General features: G+C 60.3%; 32 protein-coding genes. 4 read left to right on the top strand and 28 right to left on the bottom strand.

Annotated elements, in window-relative coordinates; all coding sequences use genetic code 11:
- Positions 1 to 8: 8 nt before the first annotated feature.
- Positions 9 to 2,039, bottom strand: coding sequence for a TonB-dependent receptor (locus VR74_RS04520; protein ID WP_045694764.1), 2,031 nt, complete (start codon positions 2,037 to 2,039; stop codon positions 9 to 11).
- A 90-nt stretch (positions 2,040 to 2,129) separates the two neighbouring features.
- Positions 2,130 to 3,425, bottom strand: coding sequence for a nucleoside transporter C-terminal domain-containing protein (locus VR74_RS04525; RefSeq protein ID WP_045694766.1), 1,296 nt, complete (start codon positions 3,423 to 3,425; stop codon positions 2,130 to 2,132).
- Positions 3,426 to 3,675: 250 nt separating this feature from the next.
- On the opposite strand from VR74_RS04525, the gene VR74_RS04530 reads away from it, so the two are divergent.
- Entirely contained in the window at positions 3,676 to 5,220 is a 1,545-nt protein-coding gene (locus tag VR74_RS04530) for a peptidase S10 (RefSeq protein ID WP_045694767.1), read from the top strand.
- 60 nt (positions 5,221 to 5,280) lie between these two features.
- Here the strand turns inward: VR74_RS04530 and VR74_RS04535 are convergent, their stop codons facing one another.
- Positions 5,281 to 5,649, bottom strand: a complete 369-nt coding sequence (locus VR74_RS04535) for a VOC family protein (protein ID WP_045694768.1) — start codon at positions 5,647 to 5,649, stop codon at positions 5,281 to 5,283.
- A gap of 154 nt (positions 5,650 to 5,803) precedes the next feature.
- Here VR74_RS04535 and VR74_RS04540 point away from each other — a divergent pair, with 154 nt between their 5' ends.
- Both VR74_RS04540 and VR74_RS04545 read left to right on the top strand, forming a co-directional pair.
- Complete coding sequence (locus VR74_RS04540; RefSeq protein WP_045694770.1) at positions 5,804 to 6,724, top strand: SDR family NAD(P)-dependent oxidoreductase; 921 nt, start codon at positions 5,804 to 5,806, stop codon at positions 6,722 to 6,724.
- A 63-nt stretch (positions 6,725 to 6,787) separates the two neighbouring features.
- Positions 6,788 to 7,144 (top strand): Kazal domain-containing protein, encoded by a 357-nt coding sequence (locus tag VR74_RS04545; RefSeq protein WP_299949602.1) that lies wholly within the window; start codon positions 6,788 to 6,790, stop codon positions 7,142 to 7,144.
- A 37-nt stretch (positions 7,145 to 7,181) separates the two neighbouring features.
- Here VR74_RS04545 and VR74_RS04550 read toward each other — a convergent pair whose 3' ends face one another.
- Positions 7,182 to 7,778, bottom strand: a complete 597-nt coding sequence (locus VR74_RS04550) for an HD domain-containing protein (RefSeq protein WP_045694772.1) — start codon at positions 7,776 to 7,778, stop codon at positions 7,182 to 7,184.
- Between the two features lie 177 nt (positions 7,779 to 7,955).
- Here VR74_RS04550 and VR74_RS04555 point away from each other — a divergent pair, with 177 nt between their 5' ends.
- Entirely contained in the window at positions 7,956 to 8,900 is a 945-nt protein-coding gene (locus VR74_RS04555) for a pepsin/retropepsin-like aspartic protease family protein (RefSeq protein WP_299949604.1), read from the top strand.
- A 117-nt stretch (positions 8,901 to 9,017) separates the two neighbouring features.
- On the opposite strand, the gene VR74_RS04560 is transcribed toward VR74_RS04555, so the two are convergent.
- The 24 genes from VR74_RS04560 to rplB all read right to left on the bottom strand — a co-directional run bounded on the left by VR74_RS04560 (position 9,018) and on the right by rplB (position 22,324).
- A complete protein-coding gene (locus VR74_RS04560) occupies positions 9,018 to 10,085 on the bottom strand; it encodes a hypothetical protein (RefSeq protein ID WP_045694775.1) in 1,068 nt (355 codons plus the stop codon).
- 325 nt (positions 10,086 to 10,410) lie between these two features.
- A complete protein-coding gene (gene rplQ / locus VR74_RS04565) occupies positions 10,411 to 10,833 on the bottom strand; it encodes a 50S ribosomal protein L17 (protein WP_045694776.1) in 423 nt (140 codons plus the stop codon).
- 51 nt (positions 10,834 to 10,884) lie between these two features.
- A complete protein-coding gene (locus VR74_RS04570) occupies positions 10,885 to 11,928 on the bottom strand; it encodes a DNA-directed RNA polymerase subunit alpha (protein WP_045694778.1) in 1,044 nt (347 codons plus the stop codon).
- 57 nt (positions 11,929 to 11,985) lie between these two features.
- The gene (rpsK, locus tag VR74_RS04575; protein WP_034738444.1) at positions 11,986 to 12,378 is read right to left on the bottom strand and encodes a 30S ribosomal protein S11; all 393 of its coding nucleotides are present in this window, start codon (positions 12,376 to 12,378) and stop codon (positions 11,986 to 11,988) included.
- Positions 12,379 to 12,393: 15 nt separating this feature from the next.
- Entirely contained in the window at positions 12,394 to 12,762 is a 369-nt protein-coding gene (gene rpsM, locus VR74_RS04580; protein ID WP_045694782.1) for a 30S ribosomal protein S13, read from the bottom strand.
- Positions 12,763 to 12,908: 146 nt separating this feature from the next.
- Positions 12,909 to 13,478: an adenylate kinase gene (locus VR74_RS04585; protein WP_045694783.1), complete on the bottom strand. Its 570-nt coding sequence runs from the start codon at positions 13,476 to 13,478 to the stop codon at positions 12,909 to 12,911.
- On the bottom strand, positions 13,475 to 14,821 hold the full coding sequence (gene secY / locus VR74_RS04590) for a preprotein translocase subunit SecY (RefSeq protein ID WP_045694785.1): 1,347 nt from the start codon (positions 14,819 to 14,821) through the stop codon (positions 13,475 to 13,477). Before secY ends, VR74_RS04585 begins: the two co-directional genes overlap by 4 nt.
- Positions 14,822 to 14,910: 89 nt before the next feature.
- Entirely contained in the window at positions 14,911 to 15,390 is a 480-nt protein-coding gene (rplO, locus tag VR74_RS04595; RefSeq protein WP_045694787.1) for a 50S ribosomal protein L15, read from the bottom strand.
- 57 nt (positions 15,391 to 15,447) lie between these two features.
- On the bottom strand, positions 15,448 to 15,633 hold the full coding sequence (gene rpmD, locus VR74_RS04600) for a 50S ribosomal protein L30 (protein WP_045694788.1): 186 nt from the start codon (positions 15,631 to 15,633) through the stop codon (positions 15,448 to 15,450).
- Positions 15,634 to 15,646: 13 nt separating this feature from the next.
- Positions 15,647 to 16,225 (bottom strand): 30S ribosomal protein S5, encoded by a 579-nt coding sequence (gene rpsE, locus VR74_RS04605; RefSeq protein WP_045694790.1) that lies wholly within the window; start codon positions 16,223 to 16,225, stop codon positions 15,647 to 15,649.
- Positions 16,226 to 16,237: 12 nt separating this feature from the next.
- Positions 16,238 to 16,600: a 50S ribosomal protein L18 gene (gene rplR, locus VR74_RS04610; protein ID WP_045694791.1), complete on the bottom strand. Its 363-nt coding sequence runs from the start codon at positions 16,598 to 16,600 to the stop codon at positions 16,238 to 16,240.
- 4 nt (positions 16,601 to 16,604) lie between these two features.
- The gene (gene rplF / locus VR74_RS04615) at positions 16,605 to 17,216 is read right to left on the bottom strand and encodes a 50S ribosomal protein L6 (RefSeq protein ID WP_045694793.1); all 612 of its coding nucleotides are present in this window, start codon (positions 17,214 to 17,216) and stop codon (positions 16,605 to 16,607) included.
- Between the two features lie 10 nt (positions 17,217 to 17,226).
- On the bottom strand, positions 17,227 to 17,622 hold the full coding sequence (gene rpsH / locus VR74_RS04620; RefSeq protein ID WP_045694795.1) for a 30S ribosomal protein S8: 396 nt from the start codon (positions 17,620 to 17,622) through the stop codon (positions 17,227 to 17,229).
- 13 nt (positions 17,623 to 17,635) lie between these two features.
- The gene (rpsN, locus tag VR74_RS04625; RefSeq protein WP_045694796.1) at positions 17,636 to 17,941 is read right to left on the bottom strand and encodes a 30S ribosomal protein S14; all 306 of its coding nucleotides are present in this window, start codon (positions 17,939 to 17,941) and stop codon (positions 17,636 to 17,638) included.
- Between the two features lie 19 nt (positions 17,942 to 17,960).
- Positions 17,961 to 18,515, bottom strand: a complete 555-nt coding sequence (gene rplE / locus VR74_RS04630) for a 50S ribosomal protein L5 (RefSeq protein ID WP_045694798.1) — start codon at positions 18,513 to 18,515, stop codon at positions 17,961 to 17,963.
- On the bottom strand, positions 18,508 to 18,825 hold the full coding sequence (rplX, locus tag VR74_RS04635; RefSeq protein ID WP_045694799.1) for a 50S ribosomal protein L24: 318 nt from the start codon (positions 18,823 to 18,825) through the stop codon (positions 18,508 to 18,510). Before rplX ends, rplE begins: the two co-directional genes overlap by 8 nt.
- Before the next feature lie 2 nt (positions 18,826 to 18,827).
- Positions 18,828 to 19,196, bottom strand: coding sequence for a 50S ribosomal protein L14 (gene rplN / locus VR74_RS04640; RefSeq protein ID WP_034738431.1), 369 nt, complete (start codon positions 19,194 to 19,196; stop codon positions 18,828 to 18,830).
- Positions 19,193 to 19,438, bottom strand: a complete 246-nt coding sequence (rpsQ, locus tag VR74_RS04645) for a 30S ribosomal protein S17 (RefSeq protein WP_045694801.1) — start codon at positions 19,436 to 19,438, stop codon at positions 19,193 to 19,195. The genes rplN and rpsQ overlap by 4 nt, the downstream gene beginning before the upstream one ends.
- Positions 19,439 to 19,448: 10 nt before the next feature.
- Positions 19,449 to 19,649: a 50S ribosomal protein L29 gene (gene rpmC / locus VR74_RS04650; protein WP_045694802.1), complete on the bottom strand. Its 201-nt coding sequence runs from the start codon at positions 19,647 to 19,649 to the stop codon at positions 19,449 to 19,451.
- 2 nt (positions 19,650 to 19,651) lie between these two features.
- Positions 19,652 to 20,068 carry a 50S ribosomal protein L16 gene (gene rplP / locus VR74_RS04655; RefSeq protein WP_045694804.1) on the bottom strand — a complete coding sequence of 139 codons (417 nt, stop codon included), beginning with the start codon at positions 20,066 to 20,068 and terminating at the stop codon, positions 19,652 to 19,654.
- A 3-nt stretch (positions 20,069 to 20,071) separates the two neighbouring features.
- Positions 20,072 to 20,809 (bottom strand): 30S ribosomal protein S3, encoded by a 738-nt coding sequence (gene rpsC, locus VR74_RS04660; RefSeq protein WP_045694805.1) that lies wholly within the window; start codon positions 20,807 to 20,809, stop codon positions 20,072 to 20,074.
- Positions 20,809 to 21,198, bottom strand: a complete 390-nt coding sequence (gene rplV, locus VR74_RS04665; RefSeq protein WP_045694807.1) for a 50S ribosomal protein L22 — start codon at positions 21,196 to 21,198, stop codon at positions 20,809 to 20,811. The genes rpsC and rplV overlap by 1 nt, the downstream gene beginning before the upstream one ends.
- A 2-nt stretch (positions 21,199 to 21,200) precedes the next feature.
- Complete coding sequence (gene rpsS / locus VR74_RS04670) at positions 21,201 to 21,479, bottom strand: 30S ribosomal protein S19 (RefSeq protein ID WP_045694808.1); 279 nt, start codon at positions 21,477 to 21,479, stop codon at positions 21,201 to 21,203.
- A gap of 14 nt (positions 21,480 to 21,493) precedes the next feature.
- Entirely contained in the window at positions 21,494 to 22,324 is an 831-nt protein-coding gene (rplB, locus tag VR74_RS04675; protein ID WP_045694810.1) for a 50S ribosomal protein L2, read from the bottom strand.

Here is a 22,324-nt window from a genome sequence, read left to right on the forward strand (position 1 = left end):
GTTTCCTCCTAGAATGTTTTTCTTACGCCCAGTGTCGCATTGAGCGGCTCGCCCGGGAAGTAACGGCCATTGCCAAAGGCGAGGTCGGCCCGGTCTGCATAGGCTTCGTCGGTCAGGTTGCGCACGATCAGGAACAGTTCAGTCTCATCCGCAAAAGTGTAGGCCCCGCGGGCACCAAGCACAGTGTGCCCGGGATAGGTCGCGGTGTTGGCCGGATCGGCGAAATACTCGCCGACATGCTCGACGGACAGAGACAGCTGTATGGCCTCGGTTGCCTGCCAGTCCAGCGAGGTATCGGCCAGCCATTCCGGTGCCGTGTCGATCTGGTTGCCATCGCGGATGGTTTCGGAGCCCGAGCCGACAATCCGGTCAAATGTATAAGTCTGGTCGGACCATCCGACATTGCCCTTGAGCGCCAGCGTATCCGTGATGTGGAAGGCGGCTGCCGCTTCCACGCCGACATGGCGCGTCGAGCCATCCGGCACGTTGAGGCCATCGCTGTCGCGGAAGAAGAAGTTTTCCTTGTCCATCCAGTAGGCAGCAACATCGAAGACCAGCCGCCCGCCTGGCGCGCTGCCGCGCGCGCCGATCTCCACACTGTCCAGCGTCTCGGTCTCCACCTCGCCCGCCACCTGCAGGCTCTGCAACCGGTAGAGGTCCGACACCTGCGGCGCCCGCTCTCCCCGCGCATAGTTCACGTAATAGCTCACGTCGCCCGGCGACCAGATCAGGCCGAGCTTCGGCGTCAGCAGGTCAAAGCTATCCGTGCGATTTGCCGGCACATTGAAGCGCCCGTTGATGCCGGCCGGGGCATCGGTGACATAATCATATTCGTGCGTTTCGCCGCGCAGGCCTGCCAGAATGCTGACATTGTTGCCGAGGCTCCATTCCGCTTCGCCCCACAGGGCCAGCGTGGTCGTGTCGACCGTATAGTCATAGTGGACCCCTTGCGGGAATCGCGTGTCGCCCGGGAAAAAGCCGAACGATTCCGGCTGGATTTCCTTCAAATAGCCACTCGCCAAATCCACATCGGCGCCGACACGCACATCCAGCACGTCGCTCGCCTGCCATCCGTAACGCGCCATCAGGCCGCCGCCGGTGTGAGCATTCTTTTCGACGCCGCCATTCGGCAGAAAGTGCTGTGAGAAAATCATTGCCTGGCTGTGCGCATAGGGCATCAGCACCAGCGTTCCGGGCCCCAGCGTCCGCTCTGCCCGCGCGCCCATCCGCGCCGACCAGGCGTCGCGATAGGCTTCCGGGTTCGGGTTCTGCGTGACCAGATCGCTATCCTTGTAGCTGTCGGTGCCGACGACGAAGCCAGCCGATTCCTGGTTGAGGTTCGATGCTGACAGCCATGGTGCCACATCCCAGGGTCCAAGCTCATATGCTCCGACGACAGACAGTTTCTGCTGGTCGACGCCGGTATTATCGCGCCAGCCCGTGTCGTGCTGCAGGGAGAGACCGAGACGGACATGGCTTCCCTCATCCAGCGCCATGTCGGTGCGGTAGCGGCCGAGCGTGCCATAACTCGCGCGGGCAAAGCTGCCATCGCCGGGTTGCCCCAGGATCACGTTGACGAGGCCATGCACGGCATTCGAGCCATATTTCGCGCTGCCCGGCCCGCGCACCACTTCGATGGCACTTGCCACTTCATGATGCGGCTCCATCAGGCTGTTGACGTTGCCGAAAGCTGGCGAGCGCGTCGGCACGCCATTCTCGAGGATGAGGAAACTGCCCTGCCCTGCCCCGCCAGTCAGCACAGGGCTGCGGATGGCAATCAGATGCTCCTGCCCGGAATTCATCTGGATATTCACGCCCGGCAGCGTGTTCAGGATTTCGGCGGGGTGGTCGGCGAGGGTTTCGGCGATGGCGTCAGCATCCGCGTAAGTATTTGACCCAGGCTGTTCAGGCGACCTGTCGCCAAACACGGTTACTGGCTCTAGTGAGACGGCTGTGTCCTGCTGGGCTGCGGCCTGTCCCGACAGGCAGTAACCCAGTGCGACAAGGCTTGCAGACGTCACAGTCAGTCGGTGAAGCATGGAAATTCCTTTGATTTTGCAACAAGGCTTTGCGTCACGGGATACCTAGGGTCAAGCCCGCCGCAAGGCGAGCCCTCCCCGAGCGTCAGGTCAGCCGCCAGCCCCCGCAAACAGCTGGTAGGGCAGTGCCCCGACAACCGCGCCGGACAGGCAGGTCGCCAGCGTTCCAGCCAGCAGCGTGCGCCAGGCCAGCGACAGGAAATCATCCCGCCGTGCCGGTTCGATGATTGAAAGCCCGCCAATCAGGATGCCCATGGAGCCGAAATTGGCAAAGCCGCAGATCGCATGGGCGGTGATCATGCGCGTGCGCGGGTCCATCGCGTCCACTGGAATTTCGGCCAACTGGATGAACGCCACAAACTCGGTGAGCACTGTCTTCACGCCCATCAGCGAGCCTGACTGGGACGCTTCGGCCCAAGGCACGCCAATCATGTACATGAGAGGCGCGAAGACCCAGCCGAGTATGCGCTCGATCGAGAGCGGCGCGCCGGCCACGTTGGGCAGCATGCCGAACCCGGCATTCACGATCCAGAGCAGTGCCAGCGCCGCGATCAGCATCGTGGCTATATTGAACACGATCTTCAGGCCGTCCGTCGCCCCGGTGGAAAACGCATCCATGGTCGAGGCATACTTGAAATCCGGCTCCTGCATCCGCTCGCTCGACGGTGTGGTTTCCGGGATCATGGTCAGCGCCACGGCCACCGCTGCGGGTGCGGCAATCAGGGATGCGGCCAGCAATTGCGGCAGCGGATTGGCCATCTTCCCGTCCAGGAACGCGCCATAGACGACGAGCACCGAGCCCGCGATCGTGGCAAAGCCCGCCGTCATCATGATCAGCAGTTCAGACCGCGTCATGCCCTTGATGTAAGGCCGGATCAGGACGGGCGCTTCGGTCATGCCCATGAACACGTTGGCCGAGACCGCAAGCGATGTGGCCCCGCCGAGGCCCATCGTGCGCTGGAAGATGTAGGCAAAGCCATTCGTCACCCAGCGCAGGATCTTCCAGTGCCACAGAATTGCCGACAGGGCCGCAACGACGATGATAATGGGCAATATCTGGAAAAAAAACAGCGGGGGCGCATCCGTGCCGATCATGTTCGTTGCGGCGACATTGTCGCCGACATAGCCGAACACGAAGCCCGTGCCGGCGCGCGTTGCATCCTGCAGGCCGTCGACAACGACATTTGCCTGCAACAGCACGTTTCGCACCGGCGTGATCCAGAACAGTATCAGCGCAAACACGAACTGCATCGCCGTTGCACCAAGCACGATCTTCCAGGGGAACAGGCCACGCTTTTCGGAGACGATCCAGCAGATCCCGTAGATCAGGGCAATCCCAATCAGCGCCCGGGCATTGTCCCAGCCCCATTCATAACCTGCCAGCATTCAAAATCGCTCCCGAGCCCGTTTTGATAGCTTTATGGCTTAGCCGTGACGGCCCGGCTTGGAAAGCGCACAAGTGTAACGGGGAGAGGCGCACCCATTGACCGCTCCAGGCAGGGGCTGCCATCCGCCGCATTTCGCTGCGTGTTGACTGGGCCGCAAGCCAAGCCTAGGTTTTTGCTATAATAATCAAGCTTTTGATCCGTTCCTCGACCCGTCGGGCGGCTCACGCTTCCGGAGACACACCCCACTGATGAAAATGCGCGCCCTCGTCCTGGCCATGGCCATGGCTGTTGCCATGCCTGCCTTTGCCCAAACCGATTCAAAATCAACAGACGCCCCCGAGGAGGAGGCGCCCAAGCTCGTGCCCGATCCCGTGCTGTTTGAGAGCTCGCACAAGGGCGTGTTCGGGTCCGAGCGTCTCTCCTACAGGGTCGAAGCCGGAGAAACACATATCAACAATGCAGAAGGCGAGCCGGCCGCTAGCCTGTTTACGATCTCCTACATCAAGGAAAATGCCGGTGCCCAGCGCCCTGTGACATTCGTGTTCAATGGCGGCCCGGGCTCGGCATCTGTCTGGCTCCATCTCGGCCTGCTCGGGCCGAAGCGCGCCGAGGTGGCGAGCGATGCGGATGCAGACGATGGCGCCGCGCCCTACACGATGGTTGATAATCCGCTCAGCATCCTGGACCTGACCGACCTCGTCTTTATCGACCCGGTAGGCACCGGCTACAGCCGGGCTATCGGCAGCGGCGAAAACAAGGACTATTGGAATGAAGAAGGGGATGGCGGCTCGATTTCCGAGCTCATCCGCATATGGATCAGCAAGCACAAGCGCTGGAACGCTCCCAAATACCTGATCGGTGAAAGTTTCGGCACCACGCGGGCTGCCTATATCGCCAACCAGCTTACCACAGGTGATGTCGATATCGCGCTCAACGGCCTCGTCCTGATTTCCCAGGCGCTGGACTATGAAGGCTCAACCTCCGTCCACGACAATGTGTATTCATACATAACCTACCTGCCCAGCATGGCCGCCGCCGCGCAGTATCACGGACGGGCAGGCGCGGGCATTCCGCAGGACCAGTTCCTGAACGAGGCCCGTGCTTTTGCCCGCGACGAGTATGGCCCAGCCCTGTGGAAAGGCGATCGGCTGAGCGCGCAGGAGCGGACCCGTATTCGTGACAGGCTGGCCTATTTCACCGGACTGGCGCCTGACTATATCGAAACGTCAAACCTGAGGATCCTGATGCCCCGGTTCCAGAAGGAGCTTCTGCGTGACAAGGGCGTCGCGATTGGCCGGCTGGATGGACGGTACATGGGAGACGAAGCCGACGACATTGCCGAGACACCCGACGATGATGTGTCGAGCTATGCCATCAGCTCGGCCTATTCCGCGCTGCTGAACCAGTACCTGTCGAACGATCTCAATGTCGAGATGGACCGCGCCTACATGATCTCGAGTGAGGACGCTGGCGAGCAGTGGGATTTCCGAGACGTGCCGGAGGGTGAGTATTGGGAACCGCACTATCTGAATGTCGGCCGGCAACTGACGACTGCAATGCGCCGCAACACGTCGCTGAAGGTGATGGTCGCAAACGGATACTACGACATGATCACGCCGTTCTTCGACGCCGAGATCACTTTTGCCCGCTATGGCATACCCCAGGAGCGGGTTGCCATGACCTACTATCAGGGTGGGCACATGATGTATCTGAACGAGGGCGCGCTGGAGGCGCTCAGCGTCGACATCAGGTCGTTCTACGCAGACCGGCTCGAGGACAGGCGGCCGGACTAGGAAGGGTGCCGGAATCGATATCCCCGGGCCACAACCCGGGGATACACGGTTAAGCGGGCTTTAGCCCAGCTTGCAGACGCAGATCTTGTTGCCGTCCGGGTCGCGGAAATAGGCGCCATAGAAGGTCGGCATCCTGTTGCCCGGAGCGCCTTCGTCAACGGCGCCGAGTTCGATGGCCTTGTTGTAGACCTTGTCGACGATCGCATTGTCCGCGCAGGCCAGGGCCGGCATCACGCCGTTCCCGCACGTGGCTGATTCCTTGTCGTAGGGGTCGCCGATGGCGATCATCGGCTGGCCGGGGCCAACGCCGTAGAATTGCAGGCGGTCATTCGCGAAGAACCTCTTGGCACCCATTTCGCCCAATACGGCGTCATAGAAAGCCAGCGCCTTCTCCTTGTTGTTCGTTCCGAGGGTCACATAAGCCAGCATGTTGGTTCCTCCCTTTTCATGCGTTTCATTTTGATACTCTGGCCCGCCGAAAACGGCTCGGCAAGATATGACGCAGGGGCGCGGCTTGACGTTTACGTGAACGTCTGGTGTGAAGCCGGGCAAACCGATTTCTAATAAATGCAGGAGTTCTCCCATGTCCGATATCCGCTTTGACGGCCGCGTTGCCATCGTTACGGGTGCAGGTGGCGGCCTTGGCCGGTGTCACGCACTCGAACTCGCCCGTCGCGGCGCAAAGGTCGTTATCAACGATCTGGGTGCCAGCATGGATGGCTCGGGCGGCAACTCGGCCGCTGCCGAGGCCGTCGTCAAGGAAATCGAGGCGCTGGGCGGCGAAGCCATGGCAAACGGTTCGTCCGTCGCGGATGAAGCTGGCGTCAAAAAGATGATCGACGACACGATGGCCCGGTTCGGCCGCATCGACATCCTGATCGCCAATGCCGGCATCCTGCGTGACAAGTCCTTCTCCAAGATGACCCAGGCTGACATCGACCTCGTGATCGACGTCCACCTGCGCGGCTCGTTCATGCCGATCCACGCTGCCTGGGACATCATGAAAGAGCAGAATTACGGCCGTATCGTCGTGACCACCTCTTCAACCGGCCTCTACGGCAATTTCGGCCAGGCCAATTACGGCGCCGCCAAACTCGGTCTCGTCGGCATGATGAATACGCTCAAGATCGAAGGCGCCAAGAACAATATCAAGATCAACTCGGTGTGCCCGGTCGCTGCGACCCGGATGACGGAAGGCCTGATGCCGGAAGCCGTTCTGGCCCAGCTCAAGCCTGAATACGTCACACCGGGCGTCATGAACCTCGTCAAGGACGACGCGCCTACCGGCATGATTCTCTCGGCTGGCGCAGGTGCTTTCTCGATGGCCCGAATCGTCGAAACCGAAGGCGCGTTCGTCGGCCAGGGCGATGACCTTACGGCCGAAGCAGTCGCCGCCAAATGGGACCAGATCACCGACACGTCAAAAACCCTTCCCGCGTTCAAGGGTGGTGGCGAGCATGGCCAGCACATGTTCGCGCTCGTTGCGGGCGGTGTTAAAGCCTAGGTGGTTGCTTCAGGCGAGTTTTTGCCGCAGGACTCTCCGCATACACTATATCGAGGAGAATCCATGCGGTTCACTGCAACCAGACTTCTATTACCGATTGTCATGTTCGTGGCGGCTTGCAGTGCGCCGCCACCGGCTGAGGCACCCGCTGAGATTGTCCCGCCACAAGCGATCAGCGCCGTCGGCGAGATGTGTGGCGGCATCGCAGGCCTGCAATGCGAAGAAGGCCTCTTCTGCAAGCTTGAAGATGGTGCCTGCGTGAACACTGCGGACGTGGCCGGTACATGCACGGAAATCAAACCGGTCTGCACACGCGAATATGCGCCAGTCTGCGGCTGCAACGCCAAGACGTATCCGAATAAATGCGAAGCCCACGCGGACGGCACGAGCGTCGCAACCCAGGGCGCCTGCACGGGCTGACGAAAACGGCCTCCCGGAAAGGGAGGCCGTTTCGGCCCTACTCCTGCATCGCCTTGAGATACATGGAATTTACCGGTTTCGCGAACACCCGTTCCACCATGGGTTCGAAGAATTCCAGCGGCTCGCTTTCATAGTCGGGATCGAACGCGGCCTGATCATACAGGTGGCAGAACTGCGCGCAGTATTCATAGTGCGGGCTGTCCTTGAACTTCTCACGCATATTCTTGTCGAGCCCGATATATTCGAAGAAGTAATAGCCCTGGAAGGCGCCATGATTGGCCACCATGAACAGGTTGGCCTCCGACACGAAGGGCTTCAGGATCGCGGCAGCCACATCGGGATGATTGAAGCTGCCAAGCGTATCGCCGATATCGTGCAGCAACGCGCAGACGACGTATTCCTCGTCGCGCCCGTCGCGGTGCGCGCGCGTGGCGGTCTGGAGGGAATGGGTCAGGCGATCGACCGGGAAACCGCCATAGTCGCCGTCAAGCAGCCGAAGATGGTCGAGAACACGCTTGGCGAGCCCCTTGTTGAAGCCCTTTGAGTGCGAGACAATGATATCCCAGTCTTCCTTGGTGCCTTCAAGCATTTCGCGGAATTGCGCGCGATCGCCGACTTCCTGTCCGTCTGCCATGTCTGTTTTCCTCCTGACGTCTTTTGCCGAGGACTATACGCGAACCGCGCCAACTTGAAAGCGGGCCTTGCCCGATCCGTTTGGTCGCCAGCCTGTTCTGTGGCATTCTGGAGAAACAAAGGCGAGGAAAGCGTGATAAGCGCTGTGCATGGATACTTAGCGGACCGAAAAGGTCATATGGCGAGACAGGTTCGTCGTCTCGTCTTCATGCTGCTTGCCCTGCTCTATTGTATTCCCGCGTATGCCGCTGAACGTCTCGTTGTTCCCTTTGACGTCAATTCGTACGGTCAGATGGTGGTCCAGCTCCGCATCAATGGTACGACTCAGGCCACGGGTGTCGTCGATACGGCGGCGACGCACGCCATGATCGATCTTGCGACCGCGAATGCAGCCGGTGTTCCGATGCCCGGTGACGCCAAGATCAATGTGCTCGGACTGGAGGGCGCCGAAATCTTCCCCCTGGTACGCGTCGACAGCCTGGCAGCCGGCAATGTGCGCATGGGCCAGGTGAATGCAGCCCTGAACCGGCGGATCGAAGTTATGGGTGTCCACAATATCGTACCCGCAAATGCACTCGCCGGGGACGTTATCGACTTTGATTTCGACGCCGGACGTATCCTGGTTTACGATGGCCGCCCCGATACCAGCACGACGCTGACGCCCAGCCGTTTGCCCATGCGGCAGGTGAACGGCCTGTGGTTTGCTGAAGTAAAACTCAATGGCAAAACGGGTCTCGCCCTGATTGATACCGGCTCCAGCATTTCCTACGTGAACAGCCGGTTCGCTGACGATGCGGGCGCCAAGCCCAATGAGGAAAAAACCCGGGAACTCCTCGGAATTACGGGAGAGGGCGTGGCAATTCGCGTGGCAACAGCCCGCCGGTTCAGCCTTGGCCGCCACCGGGTTCTGGGACCAGACCTTCTCGTGGCAGATCCCGCCATCTTCGCCCATCTCGGTCTTGCCGACGAGCCCGTGATGGTTCTGGGGCTGGACTATCTTTCGATCTTCAGGGTGCAGCTTGATCGCCGCGAACAGCGTCTCGTACTGAGCTCGCAAGGCGCAAAACGCGGCATGAGTGGCATCCGGCTGAATTCCGGAGGTTCGCGGCTCCGGACGAACTAGAGCCTGAAATCAGCGGTTCGTCTTGCCATGCTGCTGCGCAAGTGGGCGGACATCCCGAACACCAACCAGATGAAAAAGCCCCTCCTCCGGCTGGAGAAGGGGCTTTCCGCAGACACCTCAGTCCCACAAGGTTCCCAGCATGAGCCGGTCACGCCAGGTTTCACGCAGGCCCGTATAGGCCGGACCGCACCGCTGGCACACATGGTCGTGCAGGCGGCGGGCAAGCGCCCAAGTGGACTCGCCGATGCGGACACCGGCCAGTTCGAGCATGGCGATGAGGCGGCGCAGCGCTTCATCGGAGACGTCCGCGTTCTGGCGGCCTTTCGCCTCTGCAAGGCGCCACCCGGCGGGGTCCTGCCGCAGGGCGACAGCGACCAGCTCGCTGCCGTCACGGACAGTGAGGACGGCCATGCGTCCGGCGGCAAGGTCACCGGTAAAGTCCCGCAGGCAGTTGCGGAACTCCAGCGCCACGCTGATCAGTGCCTTGCGGTCACGCACCGGGACGAACACGTCCGGCAGCCGCGGTGCAGGCAGGATCTGCCCGAACTGCACCGGCTGAAGCGCCTCGGCAGCCATGTCGAACAGGGCCAGCGCATCACCGGCACGGTTCCATCGCTGTGCGATCGCCGCCGCCTCGCCTGTGCCATGAATGCGCAGGGCGAGCCGGAAGGCTTCGGCCAGATCCTCGACCGCAGCGGTGGAGGATGGCATCCGCCCGACGATCCCCGCCTGACGGAGCGCCGCAGGCAGCGTGCCGATCAGTTCGAGCCGGTCGGCGGCGATGACTTGCATGTGCCGCAGCACGCGGCCTGCATCATCTTCGGCGAACAGGCTGAGGAAACGGTCATAGTCGCCCGTCTCCCACAGCACTTCGCCCAACCGCCCGAGCGCCTTCATCAGGCCGCCCGGCGCCTCGCCGCCTACCAGGAGGCGAGCGACGTCGCGGTCCCGGCCCCGCTCGACAGCGTGGACCACGTCCAGGCGGCGGCAGTCTGCCCGGCTGGCGAGCAGGATCGCCGCCGCATGACGGCGGGCCGTTGGCAGGGTCAGGAACCCGCTATGCGGGGCTGGCCACGCCTCGGCGATAATGCCGGCTTGCGGCCCGGCCAGGAAGCCGAGCAGCGGTGTCTGGACTGCGGCGCGCCCTTTCGGACGCACATGCATCAGGGTCATGGGCATGCCCATGATCCACCTCCTTTCAAATCGCGGTCGCTAAGACAGGTCTGCAGCGTCGGCGGATTTAAAGTTTCAATGCGAGGTCAGATGTCACCGGCCAATGCGCGGGGACGCTGACAGCGCTCCCCGTAGCCACGAGGAGCTGGTCGTGTGTGTACAACTCAGCTTCATCTCAGTTCTCTTCCAATTGGGCGGGCGATCCCTTTTCAGAGGCCTCACCGCGAGGGAGCGGCGTATAACGCCGGAGCAGGATCGCTGTCAAGCAAGGCCCATAAAGAAAAACCCCCGAACGTTTCCGTCCGGGGGCGCTTCAAATCTCGGTTCTCGAAGAGGACTATTCGTCCATTGCTTCCAGCTCGGCCTCGTGGCGGGCCTTGTCAGCAGCGCCCTTGGCGCTCTCGTCACGGTCGACCAGTTCAAGCACGGCGATCGGCGCGTTGTCGCCATGACGGAAGCCAGCTTTCATCACGCGGGTGTAGCCGCCGTTACGGTCCTTGTAACGGTCGCCCATCACGTCGAACAGTTTGCGCACAGCGTCTTCGTCGCGCACTTTCGCGATGGCCTGGCGGCGGGCCGCAAGGTCACCCTTCTTGGCAAGCGTGATCAGCTTGTCCATAAGGGGCGCCATTTCCTTGGCCTTGGGCAGGGTCGTCGTGATCTGCTCGTGCGTGATCAGGCTGGCCGCCATGTTCGCGAACATCGCCTTGCGGTGCGAAGTCGTCTTGTTCAGTTTGCGGTGAGCTAGTCCGTGGCGCATTGTCGTATCCTCTGGAGGTGATCAGGCCCCCGTAATCAGATTAATCGGGTCCTATAGATGGTCGTCGTATTTCTTGGCAAGGCCTTCGATGTCTTCAGGCGGCCAATCGGGCACTTCCATGCCGAGGTGAAGGCCCATGCCGGCGAGGACTTCCTTGATCTCGTTCAGTGACTTGCGGCCGAAGTTCGGCGTACGCAGCATCTCTGCTTCCGATTTCTGGATGAGGTCGCCGATATAGACGATATTGTCGTTCTTCAGGCAGTTGGCCGAACGCACGGACAGTTCCAGCTCGTCGACCTTCTTGAGGAGGACGGGATTGAAGCCGAGATCGGTTTCTTCCGGCTGCTGGCCAACTTCGAGGGTCGGCTCTTCGAAATTGATGAACAGCTGCAACTGGTCCTGAAGGATGCGCGCGGCATAGGCCACGGAATCTTCCGGCGTGACAGAACCGTCGGTCTCGATGTCCAGGGTCAGCTTGTCATAGTCCAGCACGGTGCCTTCGCGTGTGTCTTCAACCTGGTAGCCAACGCGGCGGACAGGGCTGTAGATCGCGTCAATCGGAATATAGCCGATTGGAGCATCCTCCGGACGCAGTGCGTCGGCAGGAACATAGCCCTTGCCGGTGGCAATCGTGAATTCCATGCGCACTTCTGCGCCCTCGTCCAGCGTACAGATGACGTGATCGGGGTTCAGGATCTTGCTGTCAGCAGACGTTTCGATCTGGCCGGCCTTGACTTCGCCCGGGCCTTTCGCCTTCAGCACCATGCGCTTCGGCGTATCGGATTCCATGAAGATGGCGACCTGCTTCAGGTTCAGAACGATCGTCGTAACGTCTTCACGAACGCCCGGAATTGCCGAGAACTCATGGACAACACCGTCAATCTGAACGCCAATGATCGCTGCGCCCTGCAGCGATGAAAGGAGCACGCGGCGCAATGCGTTACCGAGCGTCGTGCCGTAGCCGCGCTCAAGCGGTTCGATGACCAGTTTGGCCTTGCGCTTGGTGTCATATCCAGCCTGAACCACGGGACGGTTCGGACGGATGAGCTCTTTCCAGTTGCGGTCGTTGACGGAGATCAGTTCTTTGTCAGCCATGGGCGACTATCCTTGAAAGCGGCAAGCGGCGCAAAGTGCGCCGCTGGAGTGGTTTAATTAGACGCGGCGACGCTTCGGCGGGCGGCATCCATTGTGGGGGATCGGTGTGGTGTCATTGATCGACGTCACCGTCAGACCAACGGCCTGAAGCGCACGCAGCGCGCTCTCCCGGCCCGAACCCGGACCGCGCACGTTCACTTCAACCGTCTGGAGGCCGTGCTCCTGGGCTTTCTTCGCCGCATCCTCAGCAGCCATCTGGGCCGCATAAGGTGTCGATTTGCGCGAACCCTTGAAGCCGACGACGCCCGAAGACGACCAGGAAATTGCATTTCCCTGCGCGTCGGTGATCGTGACCATCGTATTGTTGAAGCTCGAGTTCACGTGAACAACACCCGACGTGATGTTCTTGCGCTCTCTGCGGCGGACTCGTGTGGTTGTATCGCGGGCCATCTTGGTCTGATCCTATTATTTCTTCTTGCCGGCGATCGGCTTGGCTGGACCCTTGCGGGTACGCGCATTGGTGTGGGTCCGCTGGCCGCGAACCGGCAGCTTGCGGCGGTGACGCAGGCCACGGTAGCAACCAAGATCCATCAGGCGCTTGATATTCATCGACGTGTCGCGGCGAAGGTCGCCTTCGACCATATAGTCGGCGTCAATGGTTTCGCGGATGCGGATGACTTCAGCGTCCGACAGGTCTGCGACGCGGCGTGCAGGCTCGACGCCTACTTTTTCGATGATTTCGCGTGCCATCGCCGGACCAATACCGTGAATGTAACGGAGCGCGATTTCAACGCGCTTGTTGGTCGGGATGTTAACGCCTGCAATACGGGCCAAAGCCGTTACTCCTGAAGCGACTGTTTCAAACATAAAGAGCGCAAGGGGGCGGATTTCGCCCCGTCGCGCACTGGCGATTAAGCCTTAAGCTAAGAGAAGAGGCTTATAACCCCGCAAATTCCCGCGTCAACAGCGGAATCCCAGCTTTAGGCGGTCTGTTTCAGGGCCGCGTCTATTTCTGACGCGACCGTGTCAATGGCGCCCATTCCGTCGATCTCAACCAGAATGCCCCGTTCGGCATAAATCGGCAGCAATGGCGCTGTATCTTCGTAATATTTCTCGAGCCGACGGGCAAACGTCTCCGGATTGTCGTCCTTGCGCCCCTGCTCTTCGAACCGTTTGGTGACCCGGCTGAGCAGCTTGTCGTCGTCAACCAGCATGCGGATCACGATATCCACGGCAGTGCCGCGGGATTCAAGCAGTTGATCGAGCGCTTCCGCCTGGCCCACCGTGCGGGGGAAGCCGTCAAAGATGAAGCCCGGCGCACCGGCCTGCACTTCCAGCTGCTCGTCAATCAGCGCAATCACGATCTCGTCGGAGACAAGGCTTCCCTCGTCCATGATCTTGGCAACCTGCTGGCCCAGTTCCGAACCCGAGGCCCGCGCTGCGCGAAGCATGTCGCCCGTGGAAAACTGCACGAAGCCGCGCTCCTCCACCAGACGTTTGGCTTGCGTACCCTTCCCGGCCGCTGGCGGCCCGAACAGTATCAAATTCATTTCTTCCGGCCCCCGAGCTTCGACTTCTTGATCATGCCCTCGTACTGGTGGGCGATCAAATGTGACTGTATTTGCGTAACTGTATCCATGGTTACAGAAACCACGATCAGAAGCGAGGTGCCACCGATATAGAACGGAATTTCTGGGAAATAACGACGCAGGAGCTCGGGAAGAATACAGACGAAGACGAGGTACAGGGCGCCAATCGTGGTCAGGCGCGTCAGGACATAGTCGATATAGGCCGCCGTGTTCGAGCCTGGACGAATGCCCGGGATGAACCCGCCATACTTGCGCAGGTTGTCTGCGGTTTCGTCCGGATTGAACATGATCGACGTGTAGAAGAAGCAGAAAAAGGCAATCAGCACGGCTTGCGTGATGATGTAGGTCCACGAGCCGGGCGAGAAGTGGGTCGCCAGGATACCGAGAAGCCCGCTGCCGCCCGCATCAGCCGCATTTCCACCCAGGAAGCCAATGGCCGTCATTGGCAGCATCAGCAGGGCGGAGGCGAAGATCGGCGGAATAACGCCGGATGTGTTGATCTTCAGCGGCAGGAAGCTGCGTTGGCCCTGGGCAAAGCCATGGGCCTGCTGTCGCTTGGGATACTGGATCAGCAACCGCCGCTGGGAGCGCTCCATGAACACAATGAACATGACGAGCGCGATGACCATGGCCGCAATCGCGACAACGAAGACGATGTTGACCGATGTCGTGCGCGCCTGCGTGATGAGGTTGAAAATCGCCCGCGGGAGTTCGGCCACGATGCCTGCAAAAATGATCAGCGAGATGCCGTTACCGATACCGCGCGCCGTGATCTGCTCACCCATCCACATCAGCAGCATGGTGCCGCCTGTCAGCGTCACAACGCCGGTCAGGATGAAGAACCAGGGCGCGATACCCTCGATCCGCACGGCAGAGAGGCCACCCGCAATCGCGAAGGATTGCACAAGCGCAAAGGCAAGGGTGAGGTAACGGGTATACTGGTTGATCTGCTTGCGGCCCGATTCGCCCTCTTTCTTGAGTTTCTCAAGCGTGGGCGACGCCGACGTCATCATCTGGATGATGATCGAAGCGGTGATGTAAGGCATCACGTTCAGCGCGAAGATGCCCATCCGCTCAACGGCGCCGCCGGCAAACAGGTTCATCGAACCGAGAATGCCGCTCGACTGGCTGGCAAACAGGCTGGCGTATTGGGACGGATCGAGACCGGGAATCGGAATGAACGTGCCGAGGCGATAGAGGACAAGAATCGCCAGCGTAAACAGGATTCGGCTCTGGAGATCCTTGGCCTTCGCGAAGCTCGCAAAGTTCACATTGCGGGCCATTTGTTCTGCAGCGTTCGCCATCGGCCGTTCAGCCTCCCTGAAAAAGCGTTCGCCGCCAAAATCGGCGGCGAAACTGTGTTTGTGAAGGGGTATCCGGAAAAAACCGCCGATTAAACTTCAGCTGTGTCTTTCCTGGTTCCGGTCACCGTCACTGTGCCGCCGGCTTTTTCGATCGCTTCAATCGCAGCTTTGGAAGCACCCGTCACTGTAATGTTGACCTTTTTCGGCGCATCGCCCTTGGCGAGCAGGCGCACACCGTCGCCAAGCTTGTTCACGAGGCCCGCTGCAACCAGCGATTCCTCTGTGACGTTCTTGGCGTCGAGCTTGCCGTCTTCGATGGCTTTGCCAAGGCGGCCCAGGTTGACCCAGGCATGCGACTTGGAATTGCGAGCCGTGAAGCCGCGCTTTGGCAAGCGCATGTAGATCGGCATCTGGCCGCCTTCGAAGCCGTTCACGGCGACGCCGGAACGTGCCTTCTGGCCCTTGACACCGCGGCCGGCTGTCTTGCCCTTGCCCGAACCCACGCCGCGACCAACGCGCATGCGGTTCTTTGTCGAGCCCTCTGCTGGGGACAAATCGTTGAGTTTCATCGCTTTATCTTCCGATATTCTATTCTGTGAGAGAGCTGCCAGTGCGCGACAATCGCGTTACTCGCCAACCACCTCGACCAAGTGGGCCACTTTGCGGATCATACCACGCACAGGCGCAGTATCTTCGAGTTCCTTCGTGCGGCCAACCTTGTTCAGGCCGAGACCCATCAGCGTCTGGCGCTGGCTGGGATCGCGGCCGATCGGGCTGCCCGTTTGACGGACGGTGAGCATTTTCTTCGCCATGTCGCCTGTCCTTCTAGCTTACGATATCAGCCATGCCGGCTTCGGACGCGCCATCGGTACGGCGACCGACAACATCCTGAACCTTGAGACCGCGCTTGGAAGCGACGGAGCGTGGGCTGGCTTGTTCTTTGAGTGCGTCAAACGTGGCGCGAACCATGTTGTAAGGGTTCGACGAACCGATCGACTTGCCGACAACGTCCTGGACGCCGAGCACTTCCATCACGGCGCGCATCGGACCACCGGCGATGACGCCCGTTCCGGGAGGCGCTGCGCGCAGCACGACCTTGCCAGCGCCATGACGGCCCTTGCCATCGTGATGAAGCGTGCGGCCCTCACGAAGCGGCACGCGCACCATGTTGCGCTTGGCTTCTTCGGTTGCCTTGCGGATCGCTTCCGGCACTTCGCGGGCCTTGCCCTTGCCGAAGCCTGCGCGGCCCTTCTGATCGCCTACGACGACGAGTGCAGCAAAACCGAAGTTCTTGCCGCCCTTCACCGTCTTGGCGACGCGGTTGATGCCGACCAGCTTGTCGACGATCTCGGAAACTTCTTCCTCACGATCGCGACGGCGGCCTCTTCCTCTTTCTTCAGCCATGACGGCGTCTCCTTAGAATTTGAGGCCGCCCTCACGGGCGGCGTCTGCCAGGGCTTTCACCCGGCCGTGGAACATGTAGCCGCCGCGGTCAAACACGACGTCCTCGATACCGGCCTGCTTGGCGCGCTCGGCGAGCGTCTTGCCAACCAGAGCCGCCGCAGCAGAATCTGCGCCGGTCTTGGCCTTGCCCAGGACATCCTTTTCCAGGGTCGATGCCGAAGCGAGCGTAACGCCTTTTTCGTCGTCGATTATCTGGGCAGAAATGTTCTTGTGGCTGCGGGCAACCGACAGGCGTGGACGCCCTTCGGCGACCTTCCGGAGCTTGGCACGGACGCGCTGGGCGCGGCGCTGCATTTTTTCGCGTGAACTTTTCATCGGCTTACTTCTTCTTGCCTTCCTTGCGGCGGACATATTCGCCAACGTAGCGGATACCCTTGCCCTTGTACGGCTCAGGCGGACGATACTTGCGGATTTCAGCTGCAACCTGGCCAACGGCCTGTTTGTCAGCGCCCGTGATAACCACCTCGGTCGGCTTCGAGGAAGCGAGCGAGATGCCGTGTGGCGCCTTGTAGATCACATCATGCGAGAAGCCGAGTGCGAGCTTGAGGTCGCTGCCCTGCATCTGGGCACGATAACCAACGCCGACGAGTTCGAGCGACTTCGTGAAGCCTTCCGACACGCCTTGCACCATGTTCGAAGCGCGCGCGCGAGCGGTGCCCCACTGGGTGCGGGCCGTCGAGTCGAGCGCCTCGGCGAATGTCGGCAGACGACGACCCCGTGCCTTTTCGGCAGCGATCCTGTCTTCTGCAGCCTTCACCAGATCTGCGCGAGGCATCACGGAAAGCTCGTTGTTCTCGAACTTCGGTGTGATGACTTCCGCAACGGTGAAAGACATTTCGCCCTTGGGGCCTTTTGCCGTGATCGTCTGGCCATTGACGGAAACCGTCGTGCCATTCGGGACCGGGATTGCGAGTTTTCCAATACGTGACATCAGCGCTCTCCTAGAATACCCGACAGAGCACTTCGCCACCGACATTCTTCGTCCGTGCGGCATTGTCCGACATCACACCCTGCGAAGTAGACAGGATGGAAATGCCCAGACCATTGCGCACGAGCGGAATGTCAGAGACCGAAGAGTACACGCGGCGACCCGGCTTGGAGATACGCTTGATCTCCGAAATGACCGGCTGGCCTTCGTAATACTTTAGCTCGACTTCAAGGTTCTTGTGGCCGTCTTTCTCCACTTCCACGTAACCACGGATGTAACCCTCATCAATGAGGACATCCAGGACGCGGGCGCGGATCTTCGACGCCGGGGTGACAACTTTCGACATGCCGCGCATCTGGGCGTTCCGGATGCGTGTCAGCATATCACCGAGGGGATCAGACAGGTTCATTTGCTCTCCCTCCTTACCAGCTGGATTTCACGAGACCGGGGATCATGCCTGTGGAACCGAGGTCCCTGAGCGCGATCCGCGACATTTTCAGTTTGCGATAGTAACCGCGCGGACGCCCGGTGACCTCGCAGCGATTGCGAACGCGGCTTGGCGCAGAGTTCCGAGGAAGCTCAGCCAGCTTGAGGCGTGCTTTGAAACGCTCCTCAAGCGACAGGTTCTCGTCCATCGCGATAGCCTTCAGTTCGGCGCGCTTGTCCGCATAGCGTGCGACAAGCTTTTGGCGCCGCTTGTTCTTCTCGATTGCGCTCTTCTTTGCCATATCAGCAGATCTCCTGGCGCTAGTTCCGGAACGGGAAGCCACACTCGGCGAGGAGTGCCTTGGCTTCTTCGTTGGTTGAGGCGGTGGTGCAGACGATGATGTCCATACCGCGAATCTCTTCCACCTGATCGTAAGCGATCTCCGGGAAAACGATGTGTTCTTTGAGGCCCATGGCGTAGTTGCCCATGCCATCGAAGCTCTTGCCGTTGAGGCCGCGGAAGTCCTTCACGCGCGGAAGCGCAATGTTGGTCAGGCGGTCAAGGAATTCGAACATCCGGTCACGGCGAAGCGTAACCTTGCAGCCGATCAGCATGCCTTCACGAAGCTTGAAACCGGCAATCGACTTGCGCGCTTTCGTGGCAACAGGCTTCTGACCCGCAATGGCTTCGAGTTCGGCCAGGGCCGCCTTGATCTTCTTGGAGTCGGAGACGGCTTCGCCCACACCCATATTGATCACGACCTTGTCGAGTTTCGGAACCTGCATTGGGTTCGTATAGTTGAACTGCTCCTGCAGTTTGCCCCGGATCTCATCGCGGTACTTCGTCTTGAGACGGGGTTCGTATGCCTTAGACATCGATGGATTCCCCTGAACGCTTGGCAAACCGCGTTTTGCGGCCATGCTCGTCTGTCTTGAAGCCGACGCGAACGGCCTTGCCGTCGCGCGGGTCAACGTGTGCAACATTGGAGACCTGAATCGGGGCTTCAAAATTCTTGATGCCGCCGGGGTCCATCTGTGTTGGCTTCTGGTGGCGCTTCACGACATTCACGCCGCGGACGACAACACGGTTTTCGTCGACAAGCACTTTAAGCACTTCGCCTTTCGTACCCTTGTCGCGTCCTGCGATCACGATGACGGTGTCGCCCTTTTTGATCTTCGCAGCCATGACTACAAAACCTCCGGCGCCATATTGGCGATCTTGACCTGGTTCTTGCCGCGAAGTTCACGCGGGACCGGGCCAAAAACGCGGGTTCCGATTGGCTCACCATTATTGTTGATGAGCACGGCAGCATTGGAGTCGAACCGGATGGTCGAACCGTCTGCGCGATTGATGTCTTTCGCGACGCGAACGACGACAGCCTTGCGGACGTCACCCTTCTTCACGCGGCCAGTCGGGATCGCTTCCTTGATGGACACGACAATGACGTCGCCCACGGAAGCGTAACGGCGACCGGCACCGCCCAGCACCTTGATGCACTGGACCCGGCGAGCGCCGGAATTATCGGCGACGCGGAGATTTGATTGCATCTGGATCATGCGTCACTCCCTTCGCCGGAAACGAGTTCCCAACGCTTCAGCTTGGAATGCGGTGGGCATTCCTGGATGGTTACGGTCTGTCCCTCGACAGCCACATTGGCTTCGTCGTGGGCGTGGTACTTCTTCGAACGGCGAACGATCTTCTTCATCACCGGGTGGGTGAAGGTACGTTCGACGCGAACGATGGCTGTCTTGTCCTGCTTCGTCGAGACAACGACACCTTCCATAATACGTTTAGGCATGTTCTCTCTCCTAGGCCTGACCTGCCACAGCCTTTTCGCGAAGGATCGTTTTGACGCGAGCGATATCGCGGCGAACTTCCTTGGCTCGGGCTGTTTTCTCCAGCTGGCCGGTGGCCGACTGGAAACGCAGGTTGAACTGTTCTTTCTTCAGCTTGATCAACTCGTCCTTGAGCTGGTCGGCGCTTTTGTTTCTCACATCAGAGGCTTTCATGATCAGATCCCCTCAATCCGCTTGACGACTTTGGTCTTGATCGGAAGCTTGGCTGCGCCAAGGCGCAGGGCTTCGCGGGCAACATCTTCCGGCACACCGTCGATCTCGAACATGATGCGGCCTGGCGAGACGCGGGCGACCCAACGGTCGACCGAGCCCTTGCCTTTACCCATCCGGACCTCGATCGGCTTTGCCGACACAGGCACATCCGGGAATACGCGGATCCATACCTTGCCCTGGCGCTTCATGTAGCGCGTGACGGCACGACGTGTGGCTTCGATCTGGCGCGCCGTGACGCGCTCAGGCTCAAGCGCCTTGAGGCCGAACTGACCGAAGGCCAGCGTAAAGCCGCCCTTGGCAGTGCCATTGATCCGGCCCTTGAAGGCCTTCCTGAATTTGGTTCGCTTCGGCTGACGCATCTCTTACGCTCCGGCGGCTTGCGCACCGGTGGCCGGTCCGCGTTGGTTGGCGTTGGCACGGGCACGTGACTGGCCCGAAGACTCAAGGCGCTTGTCCTGGGCCATCGGATCATGTTCCATGATCTCACCCTTGTAGACCCAGACCTTGATGCCGATGATGCCGTAGGTAGTCAGGGCTTCAGCTGTGCCGTAATCGATATCGGCGCGCAGCGTGTGCAGCGGCACGGAGCCTTCTGCATACTGCTCGGTCCGCGCGATCTCTGCGCCGCCGAGGCGGCCCGAAACCATGATGCGGATACCTTCAGCGCCAAGGCGCATAGCGGACTGGATCGAACGCTTCATCGTGCGGCGGAACGATGCCCGGCGCTCGAGCTGGCGTGCGATATCGTCAGCGATCAGCGTGGCATCGATTTCCGGCTTGCGGATCTCGACGAGGTTCACGCGGACTTCATCCGTCGTCATCTTCGCAAGTTCCTTGCGCAGGACTTCGATGTCGCCGCCCTTCTTGCCGATCACCAGGCCCGGACGGGCCGTGTGGATGGTGATCAGGCACTTCTTGTGCGGACGCTCGATGATGATCTTCGAAATGCCGGCTTGTTTCAGCTTGGCGCGGATCGACTTGCGGATCGCAAGGTCCTCGTGCAGCAGGCGGCCGAAATCGGCGCTGTCTGCATACCAGCGGCTGTCAGCTGTCCGGTTGATACCCAGACGAAAACCGATTGGATTGACTTTCTGACCCATCAGGCGGCCTCCGCTTCCATGCTTGTGTCACGAAGGACAATGGTAACTTGCGCAAACGGCTTGAGCACGCGTGCGGCGCGGCCGCGGGCGCGGGCCCGGATGCGCTTCATCACCATGTTCTTGCCGACGTGAGCTTCGGCAACGACAAGGCTGTCGATGTCGAGACCGTGATTGTTCTCAGCATTGGCGATCGCGCTCTGCAGCAGCTTGCGAACATCCTTGGCAGGGCGCTTTGGCGAAAACTGCAGTTCAGCAAGCGCGCGCTCGACCGGCATGCCGCGGATCTGCTGCGCGAGCAGGTTCAGCTTCTGCGGGCTCGAACGGTACATGCGCAAAACGGCGCGCGACTCGTTGCTGGCCTGCTTCGGAGGATTCTTGGTCTTTCCCATGACTACTTCCGCTTCGCTTTCTTGTCAGCGCCGTGGCCGTGATACGTACGGGTCGGAGCGAACTCGCCAAACTTGTGGCCGACCATCTCTTCAGAGACAGTGACCGGAATGAACTTGTTGCCATTGTGGACCTGGAAATTCAGGCCGATGAAATTTGGCAGGATTGTCGAACGACGCGACCAGGTCTTGATGACCGAGCGCTTCTCGGAGGCGCGAGCCTCTTCGGCTTTCTTCAGCAGATAGCCGTCGACAAATGGGCCTTTCCAGACAGAACGTGACATGTCTCGCGGCTCCTCTAGCGTTTCGCGTTACGGCGGCGGATGATCAGGCGATCCGTCGCTTTGTTTGAACGGGTCTTCGGACCGCGGGTTTTCTTGCCCCATGGCGTCACTGGGTGACGACCGCCGGACGACTTGCCTTCACCACCACCGTGCGGGTGGTCGACCGGGTTCATGACCACGCCGCGGACAGACGGGCGCTTGCCCATGTGGCGCTTGCGGCCGGCCTTCGAGAGAACCTGGTTCATGTTGTCCGGGTTCGAAACCGCACCGATTGTTGCAAGGCAGGTGTCGAGCACCATGCGAAGCTCGCCAGACGTCAGCTTGATCTGGGCATAACCACCGTCACGGCCAACCAGCTGGGCATATGTGCCAGCCGAACGGATCATCTGAGCGCCTTTTTGAGGCTTCAGTTCGATATTGTGGATGATCGTACCGACCGGGATGTTCTTCAGCGGCAGCGTGTTGCCCGGCTTGATGTCAGCCGTTGCCGACGTCACGACCGTGTCACCGACTTCAAGGCGCTGTGGCGCGATGATGTAGGACAGGAGGCCGTCTTCATACTTGATCAGCGCGATGAATGCCGTGCGGTTCGGGTCATACTCGAGGCGCTCGACAACAGCCGGCATGTCCCAGCGGGTACGCTTGAAGTCGACCTTGCGGTAAAGCTTCTTGGCGCCACCACCGATACGGCGGGCCGTGATACGACCGCGGTTGTTGCGACCACCCTTCTTGGACAGGCCTTCGGTCAGCGCCTTGACGGGCTTGCCCTTGTGCAGGTCCGAGCGATCAACCAGAACGAGCTGGCGACGGCCTGGGGAAGTTGGATTGAATGTCTTGAGTGCCAT

It is taken from the genome of Hyphomonas sp. BRH_c22 (genome assembly GCF_000961795.1).
Classification (GTDB): domain Bacteria; phylum Pseudomonadota; class Alphaproteobacteria; order Caulobacterales; family Hyphomonadaceae; genus Hyphomonas.

Coding starts and splice junctions, on each gene's coding strand:
- VR74_RS04520 (WP_045694764.1), bottom strand. CDS start 2,039: ATGCTTCACCGACTGACTGTGACGTCTGCAAGCCTTGTCGCACTGGGT.
- VR74_RS04525 (WP_045694766.1), bottom strand. CDS start 3,425: ATGCTGGCAGGTTATGAATGGGGCTGGGACAATGCCCGGGCGCTGATT.
- VR74_RS04530 (WP_045694767.1), top strand. CDS start 3,676: ATGAAAATGCGCGCCCTCGTCCTGGCCATGGCCATGGCTGTTGCCATG.
- VR74_RS04535 (WP_045694768.1), bottom strand. CDS start 5,649: ATGCTGGCTTATGTGACCCTCGGAACGAACAACAAGGAGAAGGCGCTG.
- VR74_RS04540 (WP_045694770.1), top strand. CDS start 5,804: ATGTCCGATATCCGCTTTGACGGCCGCGTTGCCATCGTTACGGGTGCA.
- VR74_RS04545 (WP_299949602.1), top strand. CDS start 6,788: ATGCGGTTCACTGCAACCAGACTTCTATTACCGATTGTCATGTTCGTG.
- VR74_RS04550 (WP_045694772.1), bottom strand. CDS start 7,778: ATGGCAGACGGACAGGAAGTCGGCGATCGCGCGCAATTCCGCGAAATG.
- VR74_RS04555 (WP_299949604.1), top strand. CDS start 7,956: ATGGCGAGACAGGTTCGTCGTCTCGTCTTCATGCTGCTTGCCCTGCTC.
- VR74_RS04560 (WP_045694775.1), bottom strand. CDS start 10,085: ATGGGCATGCCCATGACCCTGATGCATGTGCGTCCGAAAGGGCGCGCC.
- rplQ (WP_045694776.1), bottom strand. CDS start 10,833: ATGCGCCACGGACTAGCTCACCGCAAACTGAACAAGACGACTTCGCAC.
- VR74_RS04570 (WP_045694778.1), bottom strand. CDS start 11,928: ATGGCTGACAAAGAACTGATCTCCGTCAACGACCGCAACTGGAAAGAG.
- rpsK (WP_034738444.1), bottom strand. CDS start 12,378: ATGGCCCGCGATACAACCACACGAGTCCGCCGCAGAGAGCGCAAGAAC.
- VR74_RS04585 (WP_045694783.1), bottom strand. CDS start 13,478: ATGAATTTGATACTGTTCGGGCCGCCAGCGGCCGGGAAGGGTACGCAA.
- secY (WP_045694785.1), bottom strand. CDS start 14,821: ATGGCGAACGCTGCAGAACAAATGGCCCGCAATGTGAACTTTGCGAGC.
- rplO (WP_045694787.1), bottom strand. CDS start 15,390: ATGAAACTCAACGATTTGTCCCCAGCAGAGGGCTCGACAAAGAACCGC.
- rpmD (WP_045694788.1), bottom strand. CDS start 15,633: ATGGCGAAGAAAATGCTCACCGTCCGTCAAACGGGCAGCCCGATCGGC.
- rpsE (WP_045694790.1), bottom strand. CDS start 16,225: ATGGCTGAAGAAAGAGGAAGAGGCCGCCGTCGCGATCGTGAGGAAGAA.
- rplR (WP_045694791.1), bottom strand. CDS start 16,600: ATGAAAAGTTCACGCGAAAAAATGCAGCGCCGCGCCCAGCGCGTCCGT.
- rplF (WP_045694793.1), bottom strand. CDS start 17,216: ATGTCACGTATTGGAAAACTCGCAATCCCGGTCCCGAATGGCACGACG.
- rpsH (WP_045694795.1), bottom strand. CDS start 17,622: ATGAACCTGTCTGATCCCCTCGGTGATATGCTGACACGCATCCGGAAC.
- rpsN (WP_045694796.1), bottom strand. CDS start 17,941: ATGGCAAAGAAGAGCGCAATCGAGAAGAACAAGCGGCGCCAAAAGCTT.
- rplE (WP_045694798.1), bottom strand. CDS start 18,515: ATGTCTAAGGCATACGAACCCCGTCTCAAGACGAAGTACCGCGATGAG.
- rplX (WP_045694799.1), bottom strand. CDS start 18,825: ATGGCTGCGAAGATCAAAAAGGGCGACACCGTCATCGTGATCGCAGGA.
- rplN (WP_034738431.1), bottom strand. CDS start 19,196: ATGATCCAGATGCAATCAAATCTCCGCGTCGCCGATAATTCCGGCGCT.
- rpsQ (WP_045694801.1), bottom strand. CDS start 19,438: ATGCCTAAACGTATTATGGAAGGTGTCGTTGTCTCGACGAAGCAGGAC.
- rpmC (WP_045694802.1), bottom strand. CDS start 19,649: ATGAAAGCCTCTGATGTGAGAAACAAAAGCGCCGACCAGCTCAAGGAC.
- rplP (WP_045694804.1), bottom strand. CDS start 20,068: ATGCGTCAGCCGAAGCGAACCAAATTCAGGAAGGCCTTCAAGGGCCGG.
- rpsC (WP_045694805.1), bottom strand. CDS start 20,809: ATGGGTCAGAAAGTCAATCCAATCGGTTTTCGTCTGGGTATCAACCGG.
- rplV (WP_045694807.1), bottom strand. CDS start 21,198: ATGGGAAAGACCAAGAATCCTCCGAAGCAGGCCAGCAACGAGTCGCGC.
- rpsS (WP_045694808.1), bottom strand. CDS start 21,479: ATGTCACGTTCTGTCTGGAAAGGCCCATTTGTCGACGGCTATCTGCTG.
- rplB (WP_045694810.1), bottom strand. CDS start 22,324: ATGGCACTCAAGACATTCAATCCAACTTCCCCAGGCCGTCGCCAGCTC.